Raw genomic sequence first — 26,766 nt, forward strand, 5'->3', positions numbered from 1 at the left:
TATAGAACCTGGTCCTAAGATTTTAGGGTAACGCCATTTTCTTGGAACTTGGGGATAATATTTTGGAGGTGTTTATCAATGGATAAAGCAAGAAAAGAAGAATTAATCAAAAAGTACGGAAGACATGAAGGTGACACAGGATCAGCTGAAGTTCAAATCGCACTTTTAACAGAAAGAATAAACTCATTAACAGATCACTTAAGAACACATAAGAAAGATCACCACTCAAGAAGAGGTCTTTTAATGATGGTTGGACAAAGAAGAGGTTTATTAAACTACTTAACAAAGCAAGATATCGAAAGATACAGAGCTATAGTTAAGGAATTAGGTTTAAGAAGATAATTCAAAGATATAAGATAAATTTAGTAGAGCGGGTTTATTCCGCTCTATTATTTTAAAAACATTAAAATTATAAATTTTTACCAGTTGATTACCGAAAGGAGGTATTCAGTATGAATAAAACTAAAACATATGAAATTCAAGTGGCCGGAAGACCATTTAAAGTAGAATTTGGAAAGATTGGTATGCTTTCAGATGCTGCTATTTTTATGAGTTATGGAGATACTGTAATTTTAACTAATGCAAATGCATCAGCAAAACCAAGAGAGGGAATAGACTTCTTCCCATTAAGTGTAGATTATGAAGAAAGATTATATTCAGTTGGAAAAATACCAGGTGGATTTATTAAGAGAGAAGGAAAACCTTCAGATCAATCTATATTACATGGTAGAGCTATAGACAGACCAATAAGACCATTATTCCCAAGTGGATATAGAAATGATGTTCAAATAGTTTGTACAGTAGTATCAGTAGAAAAAGATAATTTACCAGAAATATTAGCAATAAATGCGGCTTCAACAGCATTATGCTTATCAAGTATACCTTTTACTACTCCAGTTGCAGCTGTTCAAGTTGGATTAATAGATGGAGAATTTATTATAAACCCAACATTAGAACAAAGAGCTATTAGTGAAATGGAATTAACAGTTTGTGCTACAAGTGAAAGAGTTATGATGATTGAAGCAGGTGGAAATGAAATACCTGAAGATGTTATGTATGATGCTATAATGTTTGGATTTGATGCTTGTCAAGATATAGTTAAATTCCAAGAACATGTAATGAAAGAGTTTGGAAAAGAAAAAATAGTTCCAGAACTTCATACTATAAATGAAGAAGTAGAAGCAGCTGTTAGAGATTTTGCTTTTGATATGATAAATGAAGCTATGCATATCACAGATAAAGATAAGAGAAATGAAGCAGTTGATTTAGCTAAGGAAAAAATAGCTGAAGAGTTTAATGAAAAATATGAAGATAATCTAGAAGATATAGCAGAAGCAGTTTATAACCTTCAAAAGAAAGTTGTAAGAAATATGCTATTAAAAGAACATATAAGACCAGATGGTAGAGCTTTTGATGAAGTTAGAGAAATCGGTTGTGATGTTAACATATTACCAAGAACTCATGGTACAGGATTATTTACAAGAGGATTAACACAAGTTATGACTGTAGCTACTCTTGGTGGAGTTGGAGAAGCTCAAACATTAGATGGTATTGGTGAAATTGAATCAAAGAGATATATGCACCATTATAACTTCCCAGCATACAGTGTTGGAGAAACAAGACCTGTAAGAGGACCAGGAAGAAGAGAAATTGGTCATGGAGCTTTAGCAGAAAGAGCCTTAGAACCATTAATTCCTTCAGAAGATGAGTTCCCATATACAATAAGACTTGTTTCAGAAGTATTAAGTTCAAATGGATCAACATCACAAGCATCAGTTTGTGGTAGTACACTTGCTCTTTTAGATGCAGGGGTTCCTATAAAGAGACCAGCAGCAGGCATTGCAATGGGACTTATAACTTCAGAAGACTTAACAGAAGAAGAAGTTTTAACAGATATTCAAGGAATAGAAGATTTCTTTGGAGATATGGACTTTAAGGTTGCAGGAACTGTAAAGGGAATAACATCAATTCAAGTTGATACAAAAATCGCAGGATTATCAAAAACTATAATCAGAAAAGCAATTGATGACGCTAGAAAAGCAAGATTAATGATAATTGATAAGATAAATGAATGTATTCCAGGACCAAGAGAAGAAGTTTCAGAATTTGCACCTAAGACTTCAACACTTCAAATAGATCCAGAAAAAATTAGAGATGTCATAGGAACAGGAGGAAAGGTTATAAATAAGATTATAGCTGATACAGGTGTTAAGATTGATATCAAGGAAGATGGATTAGTATTTGTATCTTCAGAAGATTCAAAGGGAGTTAAGGAAGCTTTAAGAATAATAGAAGGTTTAACTAAGGAAGTTAAGGTTGGAGAAATATATCTTGGAAAAGTTACTAAGATAGCTGCATTTGGAGCATTTGTAGAAGTGTTACCAAATAAAGAAGGATTAGTTCATATTTCAAAACTTGCTATTGAAAGAGTAAATAAAGTTGAAGATGTAGTTTCAGTAGGAGATGAAATTTTAGTTAAAGTAACTGAAATTGATGCTCAAGGAAGAGTAAATCTTTCAAGAAAAGATGTTTTACAAGAAGAATCTCAAAACTCTGAATCAAAGAAAGAAGAAAAGTAGTAAAAGGGCAATGAATAATTGCCTTTTTATTTTACAGAAAAATAAAAAATTTCACTCATATACTTTAATATGTCCTCATAATCTAATATAATGAGGAGGGATATATTATGAATGAAAATATAAAATATCTTAGTGAAATAGAAAAATATGAAATAATAAATGTAAATGATGGTGAGAAATATGACATCCTTGCTAGCAATGATATAATAGTTGATGAAAATGGAGAGTTAAAATTACTTTTACTTAATGTAGGTGGAGGTAAATTTGGGTTCTTTTCTTCAGGTGAGTATTATGAGATTGATTGGGAATATGTTAGAAAAATAGGGGCTAAAACAATTATATTAGATGTGGAGCAAGAAATGATAAGAAAAGCAAACTTATAGGGGCGTGATTTAATGGAAATTGTAGTTCAGAAATTTGGAGGCACATCAGTTTCAACTAGTGAAAGAAGAAAGATGGTTGTTTGTAAAATTAAAGAAGCAATAAAAAATGGTGAATCTCCAGTTGTTGTTGTTTCAGCAATGGGTAGAAAGGGAGATCCATATGCAACAGATACTCTACTTTCTTTAGTAGGAGAAGGTTTCAAAGAATATAATAAAATGGCAACAGATATTTTAATGTGTTGTGGAGAAATTTTAAGTACAGTAGTAATGAGTAATGAACTTAAAAATGCTGGAATAGAAGCAGTTCCCCTAACAGGAGGACAAGCTGGCATATTAACAGATAGTAATTTCTCATCAGCAGATATAATTGATGTTGATGCAAAGAAAATATTAGAGATAATAAGTGATGGGAAAGTTCCAGTTGTAGCTGGATTCCAAGGAATGAATAGAGATGGATTCTTTACTACCCTTGGAAGAGGTGGAAGTGATACAACAGCAGCAGTACTTGGAGCAGCTTTAGATGCTAAGGAAGTTCAAATATTTACTGATGTAGATGGTATGATGACTGCTGACCCAAGAATAGTTAATGATGCAAAACTTCTAGACAAGATAAGTTATAATGAAGTATTCCAATTAGCAGACCAAGGAGCAAAGGTAATACACCCAAGAGCTGTAGAAGCTGCTATGAAGGGAAATATTCCTCTTGTAATTAAAAATACAATGTCAGAATGTAAGGGAACAACAATTGATAACTTAGGAGATATGGAAAGTGAAAAAGTCATAGCAGGTATTACTCATCAAACAGATAGAATACAAGTATCTATTAAACTTGATGAAAACTTAGATAATAAGGAAATTTACAAGACTGTATTAGAAATACTTGCAAAAGAACATATAAGTTTAGATCTTATAAATATTTTCCCAAGAGAAAAAGTATTTACAATATCTGAGAATAAAAAAGATTTATTCAAGAGTATAATGGCTGAACATAATATAAATTATAATATAATAGAGAACTTAAGTAAGATAGCTATAGTTGGATCTAAGATGAAAGGTATACCAGGGGTTATGGCAAAAGTGGTATCAGCTTTAGATGCTAAAGGTATAGAAGTATTACAAAGTGCAGATTCACATATGACTATATGGTGTCTTGTTGAAACTGATAAGGTTCTAGAAGCTATAAAATCTTTACACAAAGTTTTTCTTTAAAATTATTAATTAAATAAGTATAAATAATGCTACTCCTGTAGAAACTATTTAGAGAGTATAGGAGGGGTGAATTATGACTAAAGAACTTGATAAAAATAAAGATAATGATACTAATGAAGAAATAGAAGAAATAAAAGAAGTTGGTCTTGTAGATAAAACAGAAGATGAAAATGAAAAAACAGAAGAAGAAGAAAGAATACAAGTTGTAAGTATAATAGGGCTTATAGAAGGTCATGCAGAGGCATCTTCACAAACTAAAACTACTAAATATGAACATATGATTCCTCAGCTTATAGAAATTGAGCAAAGTTCTAAGATAAAAGGAGTTTTATTTGTTTTAAATACAGTAGGTGGAGATGTAGAAGCAGGTCTTGCAATTGCTGAAATTATAAGAAGTCTTAGTAAGCCAACTGTATCGATAGTTATAGGTGGAGGTCATTCAATAGGTGTTCCACTTGCAACAGCAGCTGATTATTCATTTATATCACCTTCTGCAACTATGATAATACATCCTATAAGAATGACAGGACTTGTTATAGGAGTTTCTCAAACTTTTAGATATTTTGAGAAAATGCAGGAGCGCATAAATGATTTTATTGTTAAAACATCTAAGATAAAAAAAGAAGAATTAACAAGTCTTATGTTAAAAACAAATGATTTATTAAATGATATGGGTTCTATATTAATAGGAAGTGAAGCTGTAGAGTGTGGACTTATAAATTCAACAGGAGGAATAAGTGATGCTCTAAAGAAGCTTAATGAATTAATAGATAGTAAAAGTAAATCAAATTAATAAGAAAAACCATAGGATAGAACTATGGTTTTTTTCTATATATTGAATTTTAAGTTAATTTAAGCTTTAATATTTGATAGTCATACATTTTAAGGTTACAATATATAGGAAGATAAAAAGAGAGTTTAGAAACTTTGGAATAAAAGAGAGGTGATTTAGCAGGATGGCAACTGCAAAAGATAATAGAAAACCTAGAAGTACTAATAAGTCAAATGCTAATACTAATACTAGAAAGAGGCAGGCTAAACCTCAGCAGAAACAAAATGAACATAGTGAGATTTATGGAATTATAGTTGTTGCTTGTTCATTAATTTTTATGTTTAGTTTATATAGTAATAAATTAGGGTATTTAAGTATTGCTTCTAAAAAGATATTTGTATCGTTATTTGGAATAGCAGCCTTTATAATTCCAATATATATTATTTATATTGCTATAAAACATTATTTTCTAAAAGAAAAGATAAGTTTATCAAGAAAATATTGGGGTGTAACAGGAATAATATTAACTACTATGGTATTTTTACAAACTATTAATATGAGCGAAATTTATACAAATAATAATATTGGGGATGCAGTTCGTAAAATTATAGAATCAGATAATTATATGCAAGGTGGTATAATTAGTTTTGCACTTGTTTTACCTGTATATAAATTTATAGGAACAATAGGACTTTACATAATAATATTAGCTTCTTACATTATATGTTCTATACTTATATTTAATTATAATATTAAAGGTGTTGTAGGTAGAGTGCATACAAAGGGAAGGAAATTAGCTAATAAAACTTCAGCTAACAGAAATAAAGTAAGAAGACAAGCTATAAGAACTCAATCTACAAGTATAGAAGATACATTTTCAGATACTCCTGATAATAGTTTTAAAGATGAAATTAGGAGTAGATTAAAAATCTTAGATTTTATGAATAACTCAAAGTTAGAAGATGAAGATGATTTCGAGGAATTAGAAATTGTTGCAGATTTAGATGATGAAAATGAAGTTGAAGGAGTAAATAATTATAATCAAGAAAAAGAAACGAGATTTAATTATAAACCTAAGGAAGAAAGAAGAAGTAATTATAATAATGAGCAAACAATAAATTCTAATAGAAATCGAGCTAAAGAGACATTTTTTGAAAAGGCCTTAAAGTTTGATGAAAATATAGAGAATATTAAAGAGGAAGAAGAAATTAAGCCAGAACCTAAAATCAATATTCCAACTCCTACTCCTAAAGTAGAATCTATTGAAAAAGAGATAACAGTTATTGCGGAGGAAGAGATAAATCAAACTCAAAAGAAAAATAAAAAGCTTGAAGATAATATAAAAGAAGAAGTTGATAAGGAAATTAGTACTGTAATTTCTGATGAAAAAGAAGAAGAAAAACCTAGTTATTCTTATCCAACTGCAGAACTTTTAAATATAAATACTCATTCAGAAATGAATAGTGAAGATAAAAAAGAGCTTATTAGAAATGCAAACAAGTTAGAAGAAACTTTATTAAGTTTTGGTGTACAAGCTGATATTTTAGAAGTTACTAAAGGTCCATCAGTTACTAGATTTGAAATACAGCCAAAGGCAGGTATAAAAGTAAGTAAAATAGTAAATCTTTCAGATGACATTGCTTTAGGTCTTGCAGCAGGTGGAATAAGAATGGAAGCACCTATTCCGGGTAAGGCTGCTATAGGAATAGAAGTTCCTAATAAAAAGCAAACACCTGTATATTTCAGAGAGATAATTGAATCTGATGAATTTAAAAATAGTACGGCACCTATAGTTTGTGCTCTTGGTAAAGATATATCAGGAAAACCAGTTGTAACAGATATAAGTTCTATGCCTCACTTATTAATAGCTGGTGCAACAGGTTCTGGTAAAAGTGTATGTATAAATACTCTTATAGTAAGTCTTTTATATAAATATTCTCCTGATGAAGTTAAACTTCTTATGGTCGATCCAAAAGTTGTTGAACTTAGTGTTTATAATGGAATACCACATCTTCTAATTCCAGTAGTAACAGAGCCTAAAAAAGCTGCAGGAGCTCTTCATTGGGCGGTTAAAGAAATGGATAGAAGATATAATCTGTTTGCAGAAAATGGGGCTAGAAATATAGCTTCATATAATAAGATGGCTGATAAAGGAATAGTAAAAGATAAGCTTCCTTATATAGTAATGATTGTTGATGAGCTTGCAGACCTTATGATGGTTTGTCCTGGAGATGTTGAAGAATCAATATGTAGACTTGCTCAAAAAGCAAGGGCTGCTGGAATGCATTTAGTAATAGCAACTCAAAGACCTTCTGTTGATGTTATTACTGGTGTTATTAAAGCTAATATACCTTCAAGAATTTCATTTGCTGTTTCAAGCCAAATTGATTCAAGAACCATATTAGATTCTGCTGGAGCTGAGAAGCTTCTTGGAAGAGGAGATATGCTATTCCATCCGATTGGTAAATCAAGTAATCTTAGAGTTCAAGGAGCATTTATTTCAGAAGAAGAAGTAGAACAGGTTGTAGATCATGTTAAGGATATAAAACAAACTGTAGAAAATAATTATGAAGAAGAATTAGTACAACATATGAATTCAGCTGCTTCTGATAAAATAGATTCAGGAGATGATGATAGAGATGAACTTTTAGATGAGGCTACAAGAATAGTGGTTGAAACAGGACAGGCATCAGCATCATTTATACAAAGAAGACTTAGAATAGGCTTTAATAGAGCTGCTAGAATAATAGAACAATTAGAGGACATTGGTGTTATTTCTCCAAGAGATGGAAGTAAACCTCGTCAAGTATTAATAACTAAGGAAGAATTAGAAAATATTTAACAAAAAAATACTTGTTAATTTTAGTAAATCGATTTAAAATTAATAACATATAATGATTTATTAAACATTCAGGAGGAATTCATTTTGGAAAAGTACAAAGTTGGGCTTATAAGTTTAGGATGCGATAAGAATAGGGTGGATTCAGAAATCATGTTAGGAAGAATTAAGACAGGATATGATTTAACTGATAATCCAGAAGAAGCTGATATTATAATTGTTAATACTTGTGGATTTATAGAGAAAGCTAAAGAAGAATCAATAAATACTATATTAGAAATGGCAAAATATAAGGATGAACATAATTGTAAATTGTTAATAGCCACAGGTTGTTTAACACAAAGATATGGAAAAGAACTTATGGATATTATGCCAGAGATAGATATAATGTTAGGTGTAAATGATTATCAAAAAATAAATGAATTAATAGAACAATTTATTAAAGACCCAAAAAAAATACTAAGAGTAAATTATACAGATGAAAAAATAAATGAAGGTTTAAGACTTATTACTACAAAACAAACAACAGCTTATCTTAGAATAGCAGAGGGATGCAATAATTTTTGTACATATTGCATAATTCCAAAGATAAGAGGTAAGTTTAGAAGTAGAAAAAAGGAAAATATATTACATGAAGCAAGGAGACTTGCTAAATCAGGAACAAAAGAACTAATATTAATTGCACAAGATACAACGAATTATGGAATTGATATATATGGAGAAAAGACATTACATTTATTATTAAGAGAATTAAGTGAAATAGATGGAATTGAATGGATTAGAATATTATATTGTTATCCAGAAGCTATTTATGATAAACTTATAGAAGAAATAAAAGTAAATGATAAAGTATGTAAGTATTTAGATTTACCAATTCAACATATTAGTAATAATGTTCTTAAGAGAATGGGAAGAAAAACTACTAAGGAAGAAATAATAGATAAGATTGAAAAATTAAGAAGCAATGTAAGTAATATAACTTTAAGAACTTCACTAATAGTAGGATTTCCAGGAGAAACAGATGAAGACTTTAAAGAATTAAAAGACTTCATAAGGGATATAAAATTAGATAAAGTTGGAGTGTTTAGATACTCACAAGAAGAGGGAACCCCAGCAGCTATTATGGATAACCAAATTTCAGAAGAGCTAAAACTGCAAAGAGAAGAAGTGATAATGCTTGAGCAGTTAGAGGTGTCAAAAGGAATTTTAGCTTCAAAGATTGGAAAGCAATATAAAGTAGTTATTGAACATAAAGAAGATGATTATTATATTGGAAGAAGTTTTGAAATGGCCCCTGAGATTGATGGAGAGGTAATTGTTAATGGGGATAACCTAAAAATAGGTTGTTTCTATAATGTAGAAATTGTAGAAGCACTAGATTACGATTTAGTGGGAGTTGTAAAGGATGAATTTAGCAAATAAATTAACATTATTAAGAATTATATTAGTTCCATTATTCTTAATATGTATGATTAGAGATATTGTGCCATATGGGGTACTAATAGCTACAATTATATTTGTAGTTGCATCTATAACAGATAAGCTTGATGGATATATTGCAAGATCAAGAAATCAAATAACTACTTTTGGCAAGTTTATGGATCCTCTAGCGGATAAATTATTAGTAACTGCTGCACTTGTTACTTTAACAGGTATGAGAATAATTCCAGCTTGGATTTCAGTAATTATTATAGCAAGAGAATTTGCTGTATCAGGACTTAGAGCTGTCGCTGCCTCAGAAGGACGTGTTATAGCAGCAAGTAACTGGGGAAAGCTTAAGACAGTATTCCAAATGATTGCTTTAATACTGTTATTAATAGTTGCTAATGTAGCAACAACACCATGGGTTGCAGATTTAATAAATTCAAGTACATTTTTAGTGAATTTCTTTGCTTATGTACCAAATATAACATTATATATAGCAGTGATAATAACAATAATTTCAGGTATAGATTATTTTGTTAAAAATAGATCTGTGATAAATAGTGATAAATAGTGAGTTTAAAGGATATCTTATTTAAATAAGATATCCTTTTTGTTTACAATAAATAAGATAGGATATAATATTTATATAGTATTTTATAAATATGATGTATAAATTTAATATAATTAAGCATATAAATAGTATAATATAAATAAATAGCTTAACTTGACATAAGAATTTCAATACTATAAAATAATATTAAATACTATATTTTTTTTAGTGGAAAAATATAGTAGTGAAATAATAAACAAACATGAACCTTATTTAATGGCTTAATTTGCTTTATAGATATGCCTACGCAAGGAGGTGTTTGTAATTATGGAAATGATAATAATAGCGATACTTCTTTTAGTAGTGGGGGGCTTTGCAGAATATATAATTATACAAAAGGCAACTAAAACTAAAGTTGAGTCTCTAGAAAAAGAAGCAAAATTAAAGTTAGAAGATGCTAAAAGAGAAGCTGAAGCTACAAAGAAAGAAGCAATATTAGAAGCTAAAGAAGAAGTACACAAATTAAGAACTGATTTTGAAAAGGAATCTCGTGAAAGAAGAAATGAAGTTCAGAGATTAGAAAGAAGAGTTCTTCAAAGAGAAGAATCTTTAGATAAGAAGAGTGAAGCTTTAGAGAAAAAAGATGAAAATCTTAATAAGAAGATACAAGAAGTTCAAGAACTAGAAGAAAGTGTACAGCAATTATATACAAAACAAAGAGAAGAGCTTGAAAGAGTGGCAAATCTTTCAACTGATGTAGCAAGAGAAATCTTACTTGAAGAAGTAAGAAAAGAGATAAAACATGAAACAGCTATGATGGTTAAGGAAATAGAGAATAAAGCTAAGGAAGAAGCTGATAAGAGATCTAGAGAAATAATCACAACTGCTATTCAAAGATGTGCAGCAGATCATGTTTCAGAAACAACCGTTCATGTAGTCGCATTACCAAATGATGAAATGAAGGGTAGAATTATAGGTAGAGAAGGTAGAAACATAAGAACACTGGAAACACTTACTGGAGTTGATTTAATAATTGATGATACACCAGAAGCAGTAATACTTTCTAGTTTTGACCCTGTAAGAAGAGAAGTTGCTAGAATGACATTAGAAAAATTAATAGTAGATGGTAGAATACATCCAGCAAGAATCGAAGAAATGGTTGAAAGATCTATTAAAGATGTTGAAAATGACATAAAAGAAGAGGGAGAACAAGCTACATTTGAAACAGGAGTACATGGCTTACATCCAGAAATCATAAAATTACTAGGTAGACTTAAATATAGAACAAGTTATGGACAAAATGTTCTTAAGCATTCTATAGAAGTTTCATATTTAGCTGGTCTCATGGCTTCAGAGCTTGGTCTTGACCCAACTATTGCTAAGAGAGCTGGTTTATTACATGATATAGGTAAGGCTGTTGACCAAGAATATGAAGGTCCACACGCTGTAATAGGTGGAGATCTTGCTAAGAAATATGGTGAATCTAGTATAGTAGTAAATGCGATAGCAGCACATCATGGTGATGTTGAAATGGAAAGCATAGAGGCTATACTTGTTCAAGCTGCAGATGCAATATCAGCAGCTAGACCTGGTGCAAGAAGAGAAACTTTAGAAGCGTATATTAAGAGATTACAAAAGCTAGAAGAAATAGCAGATTCATATGAAGGTGTAGAAAAATCATATGCTATTCAAGCAGGTAGAGAAATTAGAATAATGGTTAGACCAGATATAGTTGATGATGCAGGGGCAATTGAACTTACAAGAAATATTGTTAAGGATATAGAAGAACAACTTGAATATCCAGGACAAATTAAAGTCAATGTTATTAGGGAAACTCGTGCAGTTGACTACGCAAAATAATATATTAGAATTAAAGAGTTAGAGTTAGAGTAGAAAATACATTTTGTTTTATACAAAATGTATTTTTGCTTTATATAAGTATATATTTACTTTTAAACTTATAAATGCTATATTTTTAGTATATTTAAAGTTAAAAGGGGGCGTACAACATGGAGTTATCAAAAAAAGCATTAAACATGTCAACATCACTTACATTAGCTTTAACAGCTAAGGCGACAGAACTTAGAAGCAAGGGGTTAGATATTATTAGTTTTTCAGCAGGAGAACCAGATTTTAATACTCCAGAGAATGTGAGACAAGCAGCTGCTAGAGCTATGGAAGAGGGGAAAAGTAAATATACTGCTACTGCTGGTATAAAAGAGTTAAGAAGCCTTATTTGTAAAAAATTTAAAGAGGATAATAATTTAAATTATGAAGAAAATAATATAATAGTGTCTACTGGTGCTAAACAATGCCTTAGCAATGTATTTTTAGCTATTTTAAATCCAGGAGATGAAGTAATAATAGCTTCACCTTATTGGGTTAGTTATCCAGAACTTATAAGTTTAGCAGATGGTAAACCTGTATTTGTAGAAACTAAAAAAGAGAATTCTTTTAAGTTTACAAAGGAAGAGTTAGAAAAAAGTATAACTAAAAAAACAAAGGCTATAGTATTAAATAGCCCTAATAATCCTACAGGTGCAATATATAGTAAAGCAGAACTTGAAGATATATTAGAATTTGCTAAGAAATATGATTTATTTATAATTTCGGATGAGATTTATGAAAAACTTAATTATGTTAAGGATAAAAAAGAACATATAAGTATTGCTAGTCTTAGTGAGGATGCATTAAATAGAACAATTGTTATTAATGGCTTTTCAAAGGCTTATGCAATGACAGGATGGAGAATTGGATATGCAGCAGGTAACTCAGAAGTTATAAAACTTATGACAACAATACAAAGTCATACTACTTCAAATGTTAATAGTATAGCTCAATATGCTGCTGTAGAAGCTTTAGCTGGAGAGCAAAAAGAACTTGAGAATATGATAAATATATTTTCAGAAAGAAGAAATCTTATGGTAAGTCTTATAGAGGGAATAGAAGGCTTTGATTTTATAAATCCGGAAGGAGCTTTTTATTGCTTTATAGATGTTTCAAAATATTTCCAGGGTAATATAAAAAACTCAATGGATTTTGCAACTAAACTTTTAGAAAAGGAAAATGTAGTTGTTATACCTGGAGTAGCTTTTGGAAAAGATAATTATATTAGACTATCCTATGCCACTTCAGAGGAAAATATAATAACAGGAATTGAACGAATAAAAAATTTTGTAAACAGTTTAGTATAATCACGATTTAGGTTGAAATTTTTACTAAATATTATTATAATTAAATAGATTAATATAAATTCTTAGATTTATATAACAAATAAGAAGTAAAGAGGTGTGTGTAATGATAACTAAAGAGGTTTTAGTTAAAAATGCAACAGGTTTACACGCTAGACCTGCAACATTATTAGTAAAGAAAGCATCATCATTCAAATCAGACGTAAGTTTAGAATTCAATGGTAAAAAAGCGAATGTTAAGAGTTTAATAGGTGTTTTATCATTAGCTGTTGGAAAAGACGCTAAGGTAACAGTTATAGCTAACGGAGATGACGAAGCTTTAGCTGCTGAAGAAATAGCTAACTTAATAGCTAACTTAGAAGACTAATTTTTTTTAAGACCTATAGAGAAATCTATAGGTCTTTTTTTATATATTAATAAAATAGATTTTAATAATGTAGTATAGCTTTAAAAAATAGTGAATATATTTATAGTAAGCTAAGTTGTTTTTAAAGCAATAGTATATAGATTAAAAGGAAGTTGATGTTGATATGAAAGAAATACAAGATTATTTAAGATCCAGAATGGGGAATTATAGTTTTTTCTTTGAAGATTTAAGAAGTGGATATGTTTTCGGTTATAATGAAAACGTTAAGATGACAGCAGCAGGATGTATGAAACTACCTATAGCTATAGCGCTTATAAAAAAAGAAGAAGATGGTGAATTAAGCTTTCTTGATAAGGTTAAAATTGAAAAAGAGGATAAAGTTTATGGTACAGGGATTATACATGAATTTAATGAAAGAGAATATACGATATTTGAACTCTTAGTAGCTATGCTTATACAAAGTGATAACACTGCAGCTAATAAAATTATTGATATTCTTGGAATCGATAAAATAAATGAAACTATTAAATTACTTGGATTAAAAAATACAGTGCTTAATAGAAAAGTAACTGATGAAAGAAATAAAGACGATGATATAGAAAACATAACAACTGCATATGACTTAGGTCAACTATGGAAAATATTAAATAATTCAACATACTTAAATGAGAATAATTCAACTATGCTTATTGATATATTAACAAGACAACAGAAAAAAAATAAGCTTGCCTTATATCTTCAGGACGATTTTAAGCTCGATATATCTAGTAAAACAGGAGATAAAAAAGGTGTAGAAAATGATACAGAGCTTATTAAATTAAATAAAGGAACTTTTTCTTTCACTGTAATGTCAAATAATATTCCGAATTCAGTTTATGGAACAGTTACTCTTGCTAAATCTGGTAAGATGATGTGGGATAATATAATAAATAATTGGCATTAATGTTTAAAATGAGATGAAACTATAAAGTAGCTTCATCTCATTATTTTTTTTATTTTAGAGGTAGAATATGAGACTAAATAGAATTATATAATTAAAAGATGTATTTTCTCTATATTAGTTGTTAGGAGGATATAAAATTGATAGTAACAGTTTTAGTTGAAAATAATACTATATCTAAAGAGTATAAGAATAGACATGGTTTATGTTTACATATTAAAGTTAAGGATTATAATATTTTATTTGACTTAGGGCCAGATGAAACATTTATAAAAAATGCAAATAAACTAGGAATAGATATATCTGATGTTGATATTGTAATTATATCTCATGGTCATAAAGATCATGGTGGGGGACTTAGAGAATTTTTAAAATATAATAAAAAAGCAAAGATATATATTAATAAAAATGCTTTTAATGAATATTATACTAAGATAATAGGTCCTATTAAATATTATGTAGGACTTAATAGAAAGCTAAAAAATAATAATAGGATTATTTTTACTGGAAAGGATTTCTCTGTAGATGATAATATACGTATATTTTCAGATATTAATAAGCAATATTTAATACCATCGTCAAATAAAGTACTTTTTATAAAAGATAAAGGACAGTATAAACAAGATTTATTTAAACACGAACAAAATCTTATTTTAAAGGAAGATAACAAGTATATTTTAATTGCAGGTTGTGCTCATAATGGAATAATAAATATTATAGATAAAGCAAAAGAAATAGTAGGAAAAGATTTAGACTTTGTTATTAGTGGATTTCATTTATATAACCCAGTTTCTAAAAAGAGAGAGAGTAATGCATTTATAGATAAGCTTAGTATGAACTTATCTACTCAAAGAACAAAATTTTATACATGTCATTGTACTGGGAATATGGCCTTTAAGAGATTAAAAAATAATTTAGAAGATAAAATAGAGTATTTATCAAGTGGAGAAATTATAAATCTATAAAAATATTATGTAAATATATAAAAAATCTATTATTGACAAAATTTATATAAACTGATAAAATTAATTCAATTTAAGAAACCTTTAATTTGATCCAGAGAGGTCGATAAGGAAGTTATTTTAAGATAATATTAAATTTTATCTAAATTTAGTGCGTAAGTAAAGCCTTCCTTTTCCAGGAAGGCCTTTTTTTATAGCATATAATAATAACTTATCTTCTTTAAATTTAACACAGAGATGTTAAAAAGGAGTGATGTAAAATGCCTAATGAAAGCTTAATAGGAAAACATTTAATAGAGCCTAAAGATTTTTCAGTTAAACAATTAGATGAAATCTTTGAGCTTGCAAGTCAAATAATTTCAAATCCAAAAGAATATGCAGATATATGCAAAGGGAAGATTTTAGGAACTCTTTTTTACGAGCCTAGTACAAGAACTAGACTTTCTTTTGAATCAGCTATGCTAAGACTAGGAGGTCGAGTAATAGGATTTTCTGATTCACAATCTAGTTCAGTTTCAAAAGGAGAGTCACTAAGAGATACAATTCAAACAGTAGGTTGCTATGCAGATGTAATTGCTATGAGGCATCCTTTAGAAGGTGCAGCAAAAGTAGCAGCAATGTATTCAGATATACCAGTAATTAATGCTGGAGATGGAGGGCATCAGCATCCAACACAAACCTTAACAGATTTATTAACTATAAAAAAGCTAAAAGAAAGTTTAAGTGGAAATACCATAGCTTTATGTGGAGATTTAAAGTATGGAAGAACAGTTCACTCATTAATAAAAGCTTTATCAAGATATAGTGATAATAAATTCATACTAATATCACCAGAAGAATTAAAAATACCCGAATATATAAAATCAGAAGTTTTAGAAAAAAATAATATTGAATATATAGAAATCAATAATTTAGAAGAAGGCATTAAAAAGGCAGATATTCTTTATATGACAAGAGTTCAAAGAGAAAGATTTGCTGATAAAGATGAATATGAAAGATTGAAGGATGTCTATATTCTTAATAAAGAAAAAATGGAATTAGCTAAAAGAGATATGATAGTTATGCATCCTCTTCCAAGAGTAAATGAGATAAGCTATGAAGTAGATGAGGATAGTAGAGCTAAATATTTTGAGCAAGCAAGATATGGAATGTATGTAAGAATGGCTTTAATAGCTAAATTATTGGGGGTAGCATAAATGGAAAATCAACAAAAAGAAAATAAAATAAAAATTTGTTCAAACTCAAAATGTATAACTCATTATGAAAAGTATCTAAAATTAAGTTTTACAAAGATGACAGGTAAGAAAGATATGTACCTATGTGATTATTGTGAGAGAGAAAATAAATTTTAAAAATTTTTGAAGGTTGAGGGATGTTTATGAATTTATTAATTAAGAATGTAAATATAGTAGATGAAAGTCATAATTTCAAAGGTGATTTATATATAGAAAATGGAAAGATTAAAGAGTTATCAGATAATATAATTAAAGATTGTAAAGTTATAGATGGTAAAGGATTAGTGCTTATGCCAGCATTTATAGATACTCATGCTCATTTTAGAGATCCAGGATTTACTTATAAAGAAGATATTGAAACTGGTTCTAAAGCAGCAGTAAGAGGTGGTTATACAGCTGTAACTCTTATGGGTAATACAAATCCAATTTCTAGTACAAAAGAAATTAAGGATATGGTAGAAGACAAGGCAAGAGAAATAGGTCTTGTAGATGCATATCAATGTATTACTATAACTAAAGATTTAGATGGAAAGACACTTAGTCATTTAGAAGCTTTTGAAGGGGACAAGTCATTAAAAGCTATAACTGATGATGGAAAAGGAGTTTGTGATTCAAAGATTATGCATGATGCTATGCTTATGGCAAAGAGAAATAACTGGATTGTTATGTCACATGCTGAAAATCATGAGGTTTCAAAAATATCAATGAGACTTGCAGAAAATATGATGACTTGGAGAGATGTAGAACTTGCAAAATTTACAGGTGCAAGACTTCATATGTCACATGTTAGTACAAAAGAAGCTATTGATTATATAAGAGAAGGAAAAGAATCAGGAGCTAAAGTAAGTTGTGAGGTAACTCCACATCATATATTCTTTAATAATAAAATAAATAATTATAGAGTTAATCCACCAATAAGAGAAGAGGAAGATGTAAAGTCATTAATTCATGGAATTAAAATGAACTATGTGGATTGTATAGGAACAGATCATGCTCCACATACAGATGAAGAAAAACTAAAAGGTGCACCAGGACTTACAGGTATAGAACTTGCATTTTCAGTATGTTATACAAAGCTTGTAAAAGAAGAGGGAATAAGTCTTAATAAGCTTAGTTCACTTATGAGTGGTAGAGCAGGAGAATTGCTTGGAGTAAATAAAGGAAAAATACAAGTAGGATTTGATGGTGATATTGTCCTTCTTGATTTAAATAAAGAATTTATAGTTGATAGAAAGAAGCTTGTATCTAAAAGTAAAAATACACCATTTGATGGAGTTAAACTTTATGGAGATGTAGTTTTAACTGTAAAAGAAGGAAAAATAGTTTATAAAGGTGAGTTTTAAGGGGGATTATCATGATTATAGATAAATTATATAAAAAAGTAGAAGAAAATGGAGTAGTTTGCTTAGGGCTTGATACAAGTCTAGACTATATACCACAAGGATTTAAGGATAAATTTGATAATATAAGTGATATTTTATTTAATTTTAATAAAAGTATTATAGATGAAACTTTAGATGTAGTTGCTTGTTATAAAGTACAAATAGCTTATTATGAGGCTTTAGGAATAGAAGGACTTTTAGCTTATAAGAGAACCTTAGAATATTTAAGAGAAAAAGAAGCTATAAGTATTGCAGATATAAAAAGAGGAGATATAGCTGCAACAGCTAAAATGTATGCTAAAGCTCATTTTGAAGGAGATTTTGAATCAGATTTTATAACTCTTAGCCCTTATATGGGAATGGATAGTATAGAACCATATATTCCATATTTCGAAAGTGGGGAAAAAGGAGCTTTTGTATTAGTAAGAACTTCAAATAAAGGTGCGGAAGATATAGAGTTTATAGAAAGTAAAGATGGAAAAAGAATTTATGATATAGTAGGCGAAAAGTTATCTAATATTGGAGATCCATTACTTGGAGAATCAGGATATAGTGCAATTGGAGCAGTAATAGGATGTACACATACAAAAGAAGCTAACAAAATAAGAGAAGATCTTAAAAAGATGTTTTTCTTAATACCAGGTTATGGAGCACAAGGCGGAAAAGCTGAAGATGTAGCTAAATATCTTAATAATGGAAATGGCGGAGTAGTTAATTCATCAAGAAAAATACTTCTTGCATATAAAGAGCAAAATGATGAAGAAAACTTTGCACTTTGTGCTAGAAGAGAAGCCATAAAAATGAGAGATGAAATAAGACAAGCTGTAAATAGTATTAGATAATAAAGATAGAGGTGTGAGTTCTATGGCAATGGAGTATGTTAAGTCAGTTATTTTAGAAAATATAGAAATATCTACAGGGATTTATTCTATGAAACTTAAGCATAAAAAAGGTGTAAAAGCAGGTCAATTTTATATGCTTAAATCTGAGAAAGCTTTCCTTGGAAGACCTATAAGTGTTTGTGAAGTTGAAAATGATGTTTTAAGATTTGTTTATGCTGTTGTAGGAAAAGGGACAGAAGAACTTAAATCTCTTAGAGAAGGTGAAGCTTTAAAGCTTATAGGACCTTTAGGAAATGGTTTTGATATCGAAAAAGAGTATGGTAATACAGCTTTAGTAGGTGGAGGAATAGGTGTAGCCCCTCTATTAGAACTTGCTAAAAATTTAAAAATTAATAATAGTACTAAAAGTTTAGATTTTTATGGTGGTTTCAGGGATGAAATATATTTAGTAGAAGATATAAAAAAATATGTTGATGATGTCATAATAAGCACGAATTCAGGTAAATATGGGGTTAAAGGATTTGTTACTCAACCATTAGTAGAAAATATAAAAAAATATGATACTATTCTTTGTTGCGGACCAGAAATTATGATGCAAAAAGTTGTAGAAATAGCAAAAGAAAATAATATAGATATTTATGTATCAATGGAAAAACATATGGCTTGTGGAGTAGGAGCATGTCTAGTGTGTACTTGTAAAACTAAAGATGGAAATAAGAGAACATGTAAAGATGGTCCTGTATTTAATGGACTTGACATTGAATTTTAGGAGGAAGTCTTATGTTAAAGGTTAATATAAATGGAGTAGATTTTAAAAATCCAGTAATAGCTGCATCAGGTACATTTGGTTTTGGAGAAGAGTACAATAACTTCTATGATGTATCAAAACTGGGAGGAATATCTTCTAAGGGTCTTACACTTAATGAAAGAGCTGGTAATGATGGAATTAGAATTTATGAAACTGCAGAAGGAATAATGAATTCAGTAGGTCTTCAAAATCCAGGAGTAGAAGGGTTTATAAGAAATGAACTTCCTAAAATGAGAAAGCTTGATACTAATATAATAGCTAATGTTGGTGGAGGATGTATAGAAGATTATGAAAAGGCTATATCAATACTAGATGAAACAGATATTGATATGATTGAATTAAATATTTCTTGTCCTAATGTTAAGTCAGGTGGAATGGCATTTGGAATAAAAAGTGATGTAGCAAGAGATGTTGTATCAAAGGTAAGGGCTTTAACAAGAAAACCTCTTATGGTTAAGTTATCTCCAAATGCAGAGGATATAGTTGAAATGGCAGTTCAATGTGAAATGGCAGGAGCAGACTCAATATCACTTATAAATACAGTAAAAGGAATGGCAATAGATATAAAGAAAAGAAAGCCAATATTTAATAATAAATTTGCAGGACTTTCAGGTCCAGCAGTAAAACCAATTGCTCTTAGAATGGTGCATGAAGTATCAAATGCTGTAAGTATACCAGTTATAGGACTAGGAGGCATATCTACAGCTGAAGATGCAATAGAATTTATGATGGCTGGGGCAAATGCTATTCAAATAGGTACAGTAAGTTTTATAAATCCAACAGCAGGAATTGAGATAATTGAAGGTATGGAAAAGTTCTGTAAAGAAGAAGGTATTAAAAATATAAATGAAATAGTAGGAATTATAAAATAATTTTAAAATAGATTGAGTGAATTAATAGGAGGATTTAATTATGGTTATTGAAACATTAAAGGAAGTAGGAGCATTATTAGAAGGACACTTTTTATTATCATCAGGAAAGCATTCAAATAGATATTGCCAATGTGCTAGACTATTACAACATCCAGAAAAGGCAGAGAAAGTTTTAAAAGTTGTTGCAGATCAATTAAGAGATAGCAATATAGAATGTGATTTAGTTGTAGGACCAGCAATGGGAGGAGTAGTAGTTGCTTATGAATTAGGAAGACAACTTGGTAAACCAGCTATATTTACTGAAAGAGAAAATGGAGAAATGACTTTAAGAAGAGGCTTTGAAATAAAAAAAGGTCAAAAAGTTATAATTACAGAAGATGTTGTTACAACAGGAAAGAGTTTTAAAGAAGCTGCAAAAGTTATAGAAGAACATGGTGGAGAAGTTGTTGCAGTAATATGCATAGTCGATAGAACATCAACTAAGGTAACAGATTATCCTATGTTTAGCTCAGTAAAGTTAGATATTGAAACATATGAAGTTGAAGATTGTCCTTTATGTAAAGAGAATATACCATATGTTAAACCAGGAAGTAGAAAAATAAAATAGAAATAAAAAAAGACTATCTCATTGTGGAATAAAAATTTCCTTTAGAGATAGTCTTTTTATTTTTAAATAGTATAAATATTATCTAAGTTTCTCTCAAATAGTTCTATTAAGGGACAGAGCCTTTTTATAGTATAAGTTTTTAATATATATTTTTTATAATAAGGTATTAAAAAATACTATGTAAGAAAAATTGGTTATTGCTTAGCAATATTTTAATAATTACCAAACTATTTGTGTGTGTAAATAAATAGTTGAAAAGTGTAGAATAATTTAAAAAGTATTTTTTAGTTAATATTTCAATAAGGTGATTAACTATTTTGTAAACTTTAGGAAATTGTATTAAGTTACAATAATACTAATAAATATAAAATTATTAAAAGAGCAAAGGATGAAAAAATGAAAAAGTTAGCAATAATAGTCGCCATTATAGCTTTAGGTGGTATTGTAATAGCTGGTGGATATTCTATAGAAAAGGGAAAGTTAAATACTAATATAAATGTTGATAAGCAAAATTCTAATAATACTAATAGTGCTGTAGTTAATAATAATAGTAATGGTAATTATGACAATAATAGTGAAAGCCATAATAATTCTATTAAAAATATAAATAATACATATAATCAAAGTATAGATAGTACAAAAAAATTTTCTAGTGTGAATCAAGAAAGCCATGATAATATTTCAAGTCAGGTAAATAGTAATGATTCTAGTTCTAGTACAAGTCAAATAAATTCAAATAATGAAAATAAAACTAGTAGTTCAATAAATATTTCAGATTATATGGGTGTGTGGAATCCTGTTACTGAGGTGCAATGGAATAGTGTATATAATCAAAATATTATTCCAACAGAAAAACAGTTAAATGAGAATAAATTAATTATGACACCGGAAGAATTTTCATTTAATGGGGTAACTATAAAAAATCCAGCTTATAAAATTGTTCCAATTGATGAATGTGATGTTTTTGCTAATGCACAGATGGGAGCTTATGAGGGGTTAAATAATAATTATAATCATAAGAGTAATAGTGAGATAGGAATTCCTAAAACACCTTATTCACCTATATATTTTATAGTTGCATATCCTAAAGGAAAGCGTAAGGAATATCTAGGTGAGGATGGAGGACTTATTTTCAATTATCCTTATATATTAGATGGGCATGTATTTGCTTTACTAAATACACCAGAAAAGCCACTTTATAAATTTGAGAAATAGATATATTTCGTATAAAATTTATGTCTTATAAGTTGATTAGTAAATAAAATTTTATGATGTAATTTAATTATTAAATAGGATAAATATTAATAAAAAATATAATGAAAAAATAATTTTAAATATAGCAAAAGTAATTAAATGGTAATATAATAAAATAAATAGTAAAATCTTTGATTGAAAAAAGTATCTATAAGTAGGTTAGCTTAGCGAGCTGTGGTTTGGTGGGATGCACAGTGTAACTCTTATAGTGAAATGGGTTCATGAGATGCGAAGGTGAAACTTTAATGTAGTAGCCTAAGCCCTGTCCTCAGGTTATAGGGGTAGAATATCGAGTAATTAGCTCTGTATTTGAGTGAAGAAGAACAGCTATAGTTATTTTACATATCTATAGAGGTTGAATTTGGGTGGCACCACGACACTATCGTCCCAAGTAAGGGAGATGGTGTTTTTTTTATATCAATAATCTTTTAAATTTGCTACCAATGGACTTATTCTTCAAAAGATTTTAACTAAATTTAAAATGGAGGATTTAAAATTATGGAAGGATATTACGGGAATTTTGGTGGACAATATGTATCAGATGAAATTAAGAATGCATTAAAGGAAGTAGAAGAGGGATTTTACAAATACAAAGATGATGAAGAATTTAAAAGTGAATATATGTATTATTTAAATAATTATGTTGGGAGACCATCACCTCTATATTATGCGAAAAGATTAACTGAGTATTTAGGAGGAGCTAAGGTTTATTTAAAAAGAGAAGATTTAAATCATACTGGTGCTCATAAAATAAATAATGTTATAGGACAAATGCTTATAGCAAAAAGATTAGGAAAAAAGAAAGTAATAGCAGAAACAGGAGCAGGCCAACATGGTGTAGCAACAGCAACAGTTGCAGCACTTATGGGAATGGAATGTGAAGTTTATATGGGAGCGGTTGATGTAAAAAGACAAGAACTTAATGTTTTTAAAATGGAGCTTTTAGGTGCAAAGGTTATTCCTGTCATAGATGGAAGTAAAACATTAAAGGAAGCAGTAGATGCTGCATTAAAAGCTTATGTACAAGAAGTTGATAATTCATTTTATGTATTAGGATCAGCAGTAGGTCCACATCCTTATCCTACAATGGTAAAGGAATTTCAAAAAATAATAAGTGAGGAAGCAAAAGAACAAATATTAAAGATGGAAGGTAAATTACCTAAAGCGATAATAGCTTGTGTTGGAGGAGGCAGTAATGCAATAGGAGCTTTTGCAGCATTTATAGAAAATAAAAATGTTGAACTTATAGGAGTAGAAGCAGCTGGAGAAGGAATAGAGACAGAAAAACATGCAGCAACAATGACAAAAGGAGTTGAAACTATAGTTCATGGAATGAATACACTTTGTCTTGTTAATGAAAAGAATGAGATTAAGGAAGCTTATTCAATATCAGCAGGACTTGATTACCCAGGGGTTGGACCAGAACATTCATATCTTTGTAAAACGGGTAGAGCAAAATATTATCCAATAACAGATAAAGAGGCAATAGATGCTTTTAAGTTATTAACAAGCCTTGAAGGGATAATACCAGCAATAGAAAGCTCACATGCTATTGCACAAGGAATAAAGTATATTCCAGATACTAAGAAAGAGGAGGTAGTAATTATAAATATTTCTGGAAGAGGAGATAAGGATATTGAACAGATAAGAAATTTTGAGCTTAATAATCATTAAAAATTAAGTTGTTAGAAGAGGTACTGTATATTTAAAAGAATGTTTTGAGATGAATAAAATAGTTTTCCTCATAAAAGAAAAAGATTACTTATAAAGCAATCTTTTTCTTTTTTTATTTCATATTAGAAACAAAAAGTTTTTAAATATAAAATATTCAGTTAATTTAGTTTAAGAAAAAGTTATGATATAATGTAATCAAAGCTAATAAAAATTACTTTCTATGCAACTTAGTGAAAAAAATGTTAATGTAAATAGTTACATATCATTTTGTCTTGTTAAATTAAAGAAAGATATGTTATAATTGCTTTGAAAGTAAAATTTGACATTTATAGTAAATAAAGTTTGAATTTTATTGAAATTTAACTAACTAAGAGAAGAAAACAGATTATATAAAATATCATCTGATTTAAGAAACAAAGGCTAAAGAGAAGTTATCATTTTCACACTTAAGATTACAAACTATACATATAGTATAAATGTAAATATTAGTGTAAAGATGAATATAACCAGATTATATAGTAGTTATATTTTTAACAATATAATAAAACATTAAGGAGGTCTTTTTAGTTATGTTTAAACAATGGGAAGGATTCAATCAAGGTATATGGACAGAAAGTATAGATGTAAGAAACTTTATACAAAAAAACTATACAGAATATAAAGGTGACAAAGAGTTTTTAGTAGGTACTACAGAAAAGACAGATGCAGTATGGGCAAAAGCTAAAGCTTTAATTATTGAAGAAATCCAAAAAGGAATAATTGATGTTGCTACTGATAGAGTATCAGGAATAAATAATTATGAAGCTGGATATATCGATAAAGATAATGAAGTTGTAGTTGGACTTCAAACAGATGCTCCACTTAAGAGAATAGTTAACCCTTATGGTGGAATGAGAATGGTAGAAAACTCATTAAAAGAATATGGATTTGAATTAAAAGAAGAAATAAAAGAACATTTCAATGAATATAGAAAAACTCATAACCAAGGTGTATTTGACGCTTATACAAAGGAAACAAGAGCTGCAAGATCAGCAGGTCTTTTAACAGGACTTCCAGATGCTTATGGTAGAGGAAGAATAATTGGTGACTATAGAAGAGTTGCTCTTTACGGAATAGATTTCTTAGTAGAAGAAAAGAAGAAAGATTTAGATGCTCTTAAAGGCGATATGTTAGATGAATTAATCAGAAAAAGAGAAGAAGTTAACATGCAAATTAGAGCTTTAGGTGAAATTAAAGCTATGGCAGCTAAATATGGTGTTGATATCTCACAACCAGCTACAACAGCAAGAGAAGCTGTACAAGCTCTTTACTTTGGATACTTAGCAGCTATCAAAGAAAATAATGGAGCAGCTATGTCAATAGGTAGAACTTCAACATTCTTAGATATCTTTATAGAAAGAGATTTAAAGAACGGAACATTAACAGAAGCAGAAGCTCAAGAACTTATAGATCAATTAATAATCAAGTTAAGACTTGTAAGACATCTTAGAACACCTGAATATAATGATTTATTTGCAGGAGATCCAACATGGGTAACAGAAGGAATTGCTGGTATGGGGGTAAATGGTAAATCACTTGTTACTAAGAACTCATTTAGATATCTTCATACTTTAATAAATCTTGGACCAGCTCCAGAACCAAACTTAACAGTTTTATGGTCAGATAGATTACCAGAAGGATTTAAGAAATTCTGTGCTGAAATATCAATAAAAACTGATTCAATTCAATATGAAAATGATGAAGTTATGAGACCTTTATATGGAGATGACTATTCAATAGCTTGTTGTGTATCAGCTATGAGAATTGGTAAGCAAATGCAATTCTTTGGAGCAAGAGCAAACCTTGCTAAGGCATTACTTTACACAATTAATGGTGGAGTAGATGAAAAAACAGGTAAGACTGTTATAGAAGGATTAGAGCCAATGACTGATGAAGTATTAGACTTCGAAAAGGTTAAAAAGGCATATAAGAATGTTTTAGATTCAGTAGCAAAATTATATGTAGATACAATGAATGTAATTCACTACATGCATGATAAATATGCATATGAAGCTGGACAAATGGCATTACATGATACAGAAGTTGAAAGATTAATGGCATTTGGAATAGCTGGACTTTCAGTTGCAGCTGATTCATTAAGTGCTATAAAGTATGCTAAGGTTAAACCAATAAGAAATGAAAATGGAATAGCTGTTGATTTTGAAATCGAAGGAGATTTCCCTAAGTATGGAAATGATGATGATAGAGTTGATGATTTAGCAGTAGAACTTGTTAAAACATTTAGTGCTGATCTTAAGAAGCATCCATTATACAGAAATGCTAAACACACACTTTCAATCTTAACAATAACATCAAACGTTGTTTATGGTAAGAAGACTGGTTCAACACCAGATGGAAGAAAAGCTGGAGAAGCATTTGCACCAGGAGCTAACCCAATGCATGGAAGAGATGCTAATGGAGCTTTAGCAAGCTTAAACTCAGTAGCTAAGATACCATATCAAGAAGTATGTGAAGATGGAGTATCAAACACATTCTCAATAGTTCCAGATGCTTTAGGAAAAGATATGGATTCAAGAGTACTAAACTTAGTAGGATTATTAGATGGATACTTTACACAAGGAGCTCACCACTTAAATGTTAATGTATTTAATAGAGCTACATTACTTGATGCTATGGAAAATCCAGAAAAGTATCCAACATTAACAATAAGAGTTTCAGGATATGCTGTTAACTTTACAAGACTTACAAGAGAACAACAACAAGAAGTTTTAAGTAGAACATTCCACGAAGCTATATAAGTTTAAATTAATTAAAGTAAAAAAGGAGGGGTGTATATATACCCTTCCTTTTTAATATAGATAGGAGAGTTTTTATT

At 29.4% G+C, this 26,766-nt stretch carries 23 protein-coding genes and 1 other annotated feature; all 23 genes read left to right on the forward strand.

What is annotated here, in order from left to right; genetic code table 11:
• Positions 1-78: 78 nt before the first annotated feature.
• The 23 genes from rpsO to pflB all read left to right on the forward strand — a co-directional run bounded on the left by rpsO (position 79) and on the right by pflB (position 26,689).
• Positions 79-342 (forward strand): 30S ribosomal protein S15, encoded by a 264-nt coding sequence (gene rpsO / locus BN8917_RS08655; protein ID WP_066873410.1) that lies wholly within the window; start codon positions 79-81, stop codon positions 340-342.
• 110 nt (positions 343-452) lie between these two features.
• Positions 453-2,579: a polyribonucleotide nucleotidyltransferase gene (locus BN8917_RS08660; RefSeq protein WP_066873413.1), complete on the forward strand. Its 2,127-nt coding sequence runs from the start codon at positions 453-455 to the stop codon at positions 2,577-2,579.
• 107 nt (positions 2,580-2,686) lie between these two features.
• Positions 2,687-2,962 (forward strand): YlmC/YmxH family sporulation protein, encoded by a 276-nt coding sequence (locus BN8917_RS08665; RefSeq protein WP_066873416.1) that lies wholly within the window; start codon positions 2,687-2,689, stop codon positions 2,960-2,962.
• Positions 2,963-2,974: 12 nt separating this feature from the next.
• The gene (dapG, locus tag BN8917_RS08670; RefSeq protein WP_066873419.1) at positions 2,975-4,171 is read left to right on the forward strand and encodes an aspartate kinase; all 1,197 of its coding nucleotides are present in this window, start codon (positions 2,975-2,977) and stop codon (positions 4,169-4,171) included.
• A 73-nt stretch (positions 4,172-4,244) separates the two neighbouring features.
• Positions 4,245-4,964, forward strand: coding sequence for a ClpP family protease (locus BN8917_RS08675; protein WP_066873421.1), 720 nt, complete (start codon positions 4,245-4,247; stop codon positions 4,962-4,964).
• A 511-nt stretch (positions 4,965-5,475) separates the two neighbouring features.
• On the forward strand, positions 5,476-7,785 hold the full coding sequence (locus BN8917_RS14755) for a DNA translocase FtsK (protein WP_187117207.1): 2,310 nt from the start codon (positions 5,476-5,478) through the stop codon (positions 7,783-7,785).
• Between the two features lie 84 nt (positions 7,786-7,869).
• Positions 7,870-9,204: a 30S ribosomal protein S12 methylthiotransferase RimO gene (gene rimO, locus BN8917_RS08685; RefSeq protein WP_066873427.1), complete on the forward strand. Its 1,335-nt coding sequence runs from the start codon at positions 7,870-7,872 to the stop codon at positions 9,202-9,204.
• Entirely contained in the window at positions 9,188-9,778 is a 591-nt protein-coding gene (pgsA, locus tag BN8917_RS08690; RefSeq protein WP_066873429.1) for a CDP-diacylglycerol--glycerol-3-phosphate 3-phosphatidyltransferase, read from the forward strand. Before rimO ends, pgsA begins: the two co-directional genes overlap by 17 nt.
• A 306-nt stretch (positions 9,779-10,084) precedes the next feature.
• The gene (rny, locus tag BN8917_RS08695; protein ID WP_066873432.1) at positions 10,085-11,617 is read left to right on the forward strand and encodes a ribonuclease Y; all 1,533 of its coding nucleotides are present in this window, start codon (positions 10,085-10,087) and stop codon (positions 11,615-11,617) included.
• Between the two features lie 149 nt (positions 11,618-11,766).
• Entirely contained in the window at positions 11,767-12,951 is a 1,185-nt protein-coding gene (locus BN8917_RS08700) for a pyridoxal phosphate-dependent aminotransferase (RefSeq protein ID WP_066873435.1), read from the forward strand.
• Between the two features lie 103 nt (positions 12,952-13,054).
• Positions 13,055-13,315 (forward strand): HPr family phosphocarrier protein, encoded by a 261-nt coding sequence (locus tag BN8917_RS08705; RefSeq protein ID WP_066873438.1) that lies wholly within the window; start codon positions 13,055-13,057, stop codon positions 13,313-13,315.
• 163 nt (positions 13,316-13,478) lie between these two features.
• Positions 13,479-14,258, forward strand: coding sequence for a serine hydrolase (locus BN8917_RS08710; protein WP_066873441.1), 780 nt, complete (start codon positions 13,479-13,481; stop codon positions 14,256-14,258).
• A 137-nt stretch (positions 14,259-14,395) separates the two neighbouring features.
• Entirely contained in the window at positions 14,396-15,220 is an 825-nt protein-coding gene (locus tag BN8917_RS08715) for an MBL fold metallo-hydrolase (protein WP_066873444.1), read from the forward strand.
• 257 nt (positions 15,221-15,477) lie between these two features.
• Positions 15,478-16,413, forward strand: a complete 936-nt coding sequence (gene pyrB, locus BN8917_RS08720) for an aspartate carbamoyltransferase (protein WP_066873447.1) — start codon at positions 15,478-15,480, stop codon at positions 16,411-16,413.
• Complete coding sequence (locus BN8917_RS14055; RefSeq protein ID WP_084748551.1) at positions 16,414-16,569, forward strand: hypothetical protein; 156 nt, start codon at positions 16,414-16,416, stop codon at positions 16,567-16,569.
• 26 nt (positions 16,570-16,595) lie between these two features.
• Entirely contained in the window at positions 16,596-17,795 is a 1,200-nt protein-coding gene (locus tag BN8917_RS08725) for a dihydroorotase (RefSeq protein WP_066873449.1), read from the forward strand.
• A gap of 11 nt (positions 17,796-17,806) precedes the next feature.
• A complete protein-coding gene (gene pyrF, locus BN8917_RS08730) occupies positions 17,807-18,676 on the forward strand; it encodes an orotidine-5'-phosphate decarboxylase (RefSeq protein WP_066873452.1) in 870 nt (289 codons plus the stop codon).
• Positions 18,677-18,698: 22 nt separating this feature from the next.
• A complete protein-coding gene (locus tag BN8917_RS08735) occupies positions 18,699-19,445 on the forward strand; it encodes a dihydroorotate dehydrogenase electron transfer subunit (protein ID WP_066873455.1) in 747 nt (248 codons plus the stop codon).
• 11 nt (positions 19,446-19,456) lie between these two features.
• Positions 19,457-20,356 (forward strand): dihydroorotate dehydrogenase, encoded by a 900-nt coding sequence (locus tag BN8917_RS08740; protein WP_066873458.1) that lies wholly within the window; start codon positions 19,457-19,459, stop codon positions 20,354-20,356.
• 40 nt (positions 20,357-20,396) lie between these two features.
• Entirely contained in the window at positions 20,397-20,963 is a 567-nt protein-coding gene (gene pyrE, locus BN8917_RS08745) for an orotate phosphoribosyltransferase (RefSeq protein WP_066873461.1), read from the forward strand.
• A 396-nt stretch (positions 20,964-21,359) separates the two neighbouring features.
• Positions 21,360-22,178, forward strand: coding sequence for a hypothetical protein (locus BN8917_RS08750; protein WP_066873464.1), 819 nt, complete (start codon positions 21,360-21,362; stop codon positions 22,176-22,178).
• Positions 22,179-22,339: 161 nt separating this feature from the next.
• Positions 22,340-22,610 (forward strand) — a binding site (T-box leader).
• 105 nt (positions 22,611-22,715) lie between these two features.
• The gene (gene trpB, locus BN8917_RS08755) at positions 22,716-23,891 is read left to right on the forward strand and encodes a tryptophan synthase subunit beta (protein ID WP_066873466.1); all 1,176 of its coding nucleotides are present in this window, start codon (positions 22,716-22,718) and stop codon (positions 23,889-23,891) included.
• A gap of 569 nt (positions 23,892-24,460) precedes the next feature.
• Positions 24,461-26,689, forward strand: a complete 2,229-nt coding sequence (gene pflB, locus BN8917_RS08760; RefSeq protein ID WP_066873469.1) for a formate C-acetyltransferase — start codon at positions 24,461-24,463, stop codon at positions 26,687-26,689.
• The last annotated feature ends 77 nt before the right edge of the window (positions 26,690-26,766 follow it).

It is taken from the genome of Clostridium mediterraneense, assembly GCF_900091705.1.
GTDB classification, from domain to species: Bacteria; Bacillota; Clostridia; order Clostridiales; family Clostridiaceae; genus Sarcina; species Sarcina mediterraneense.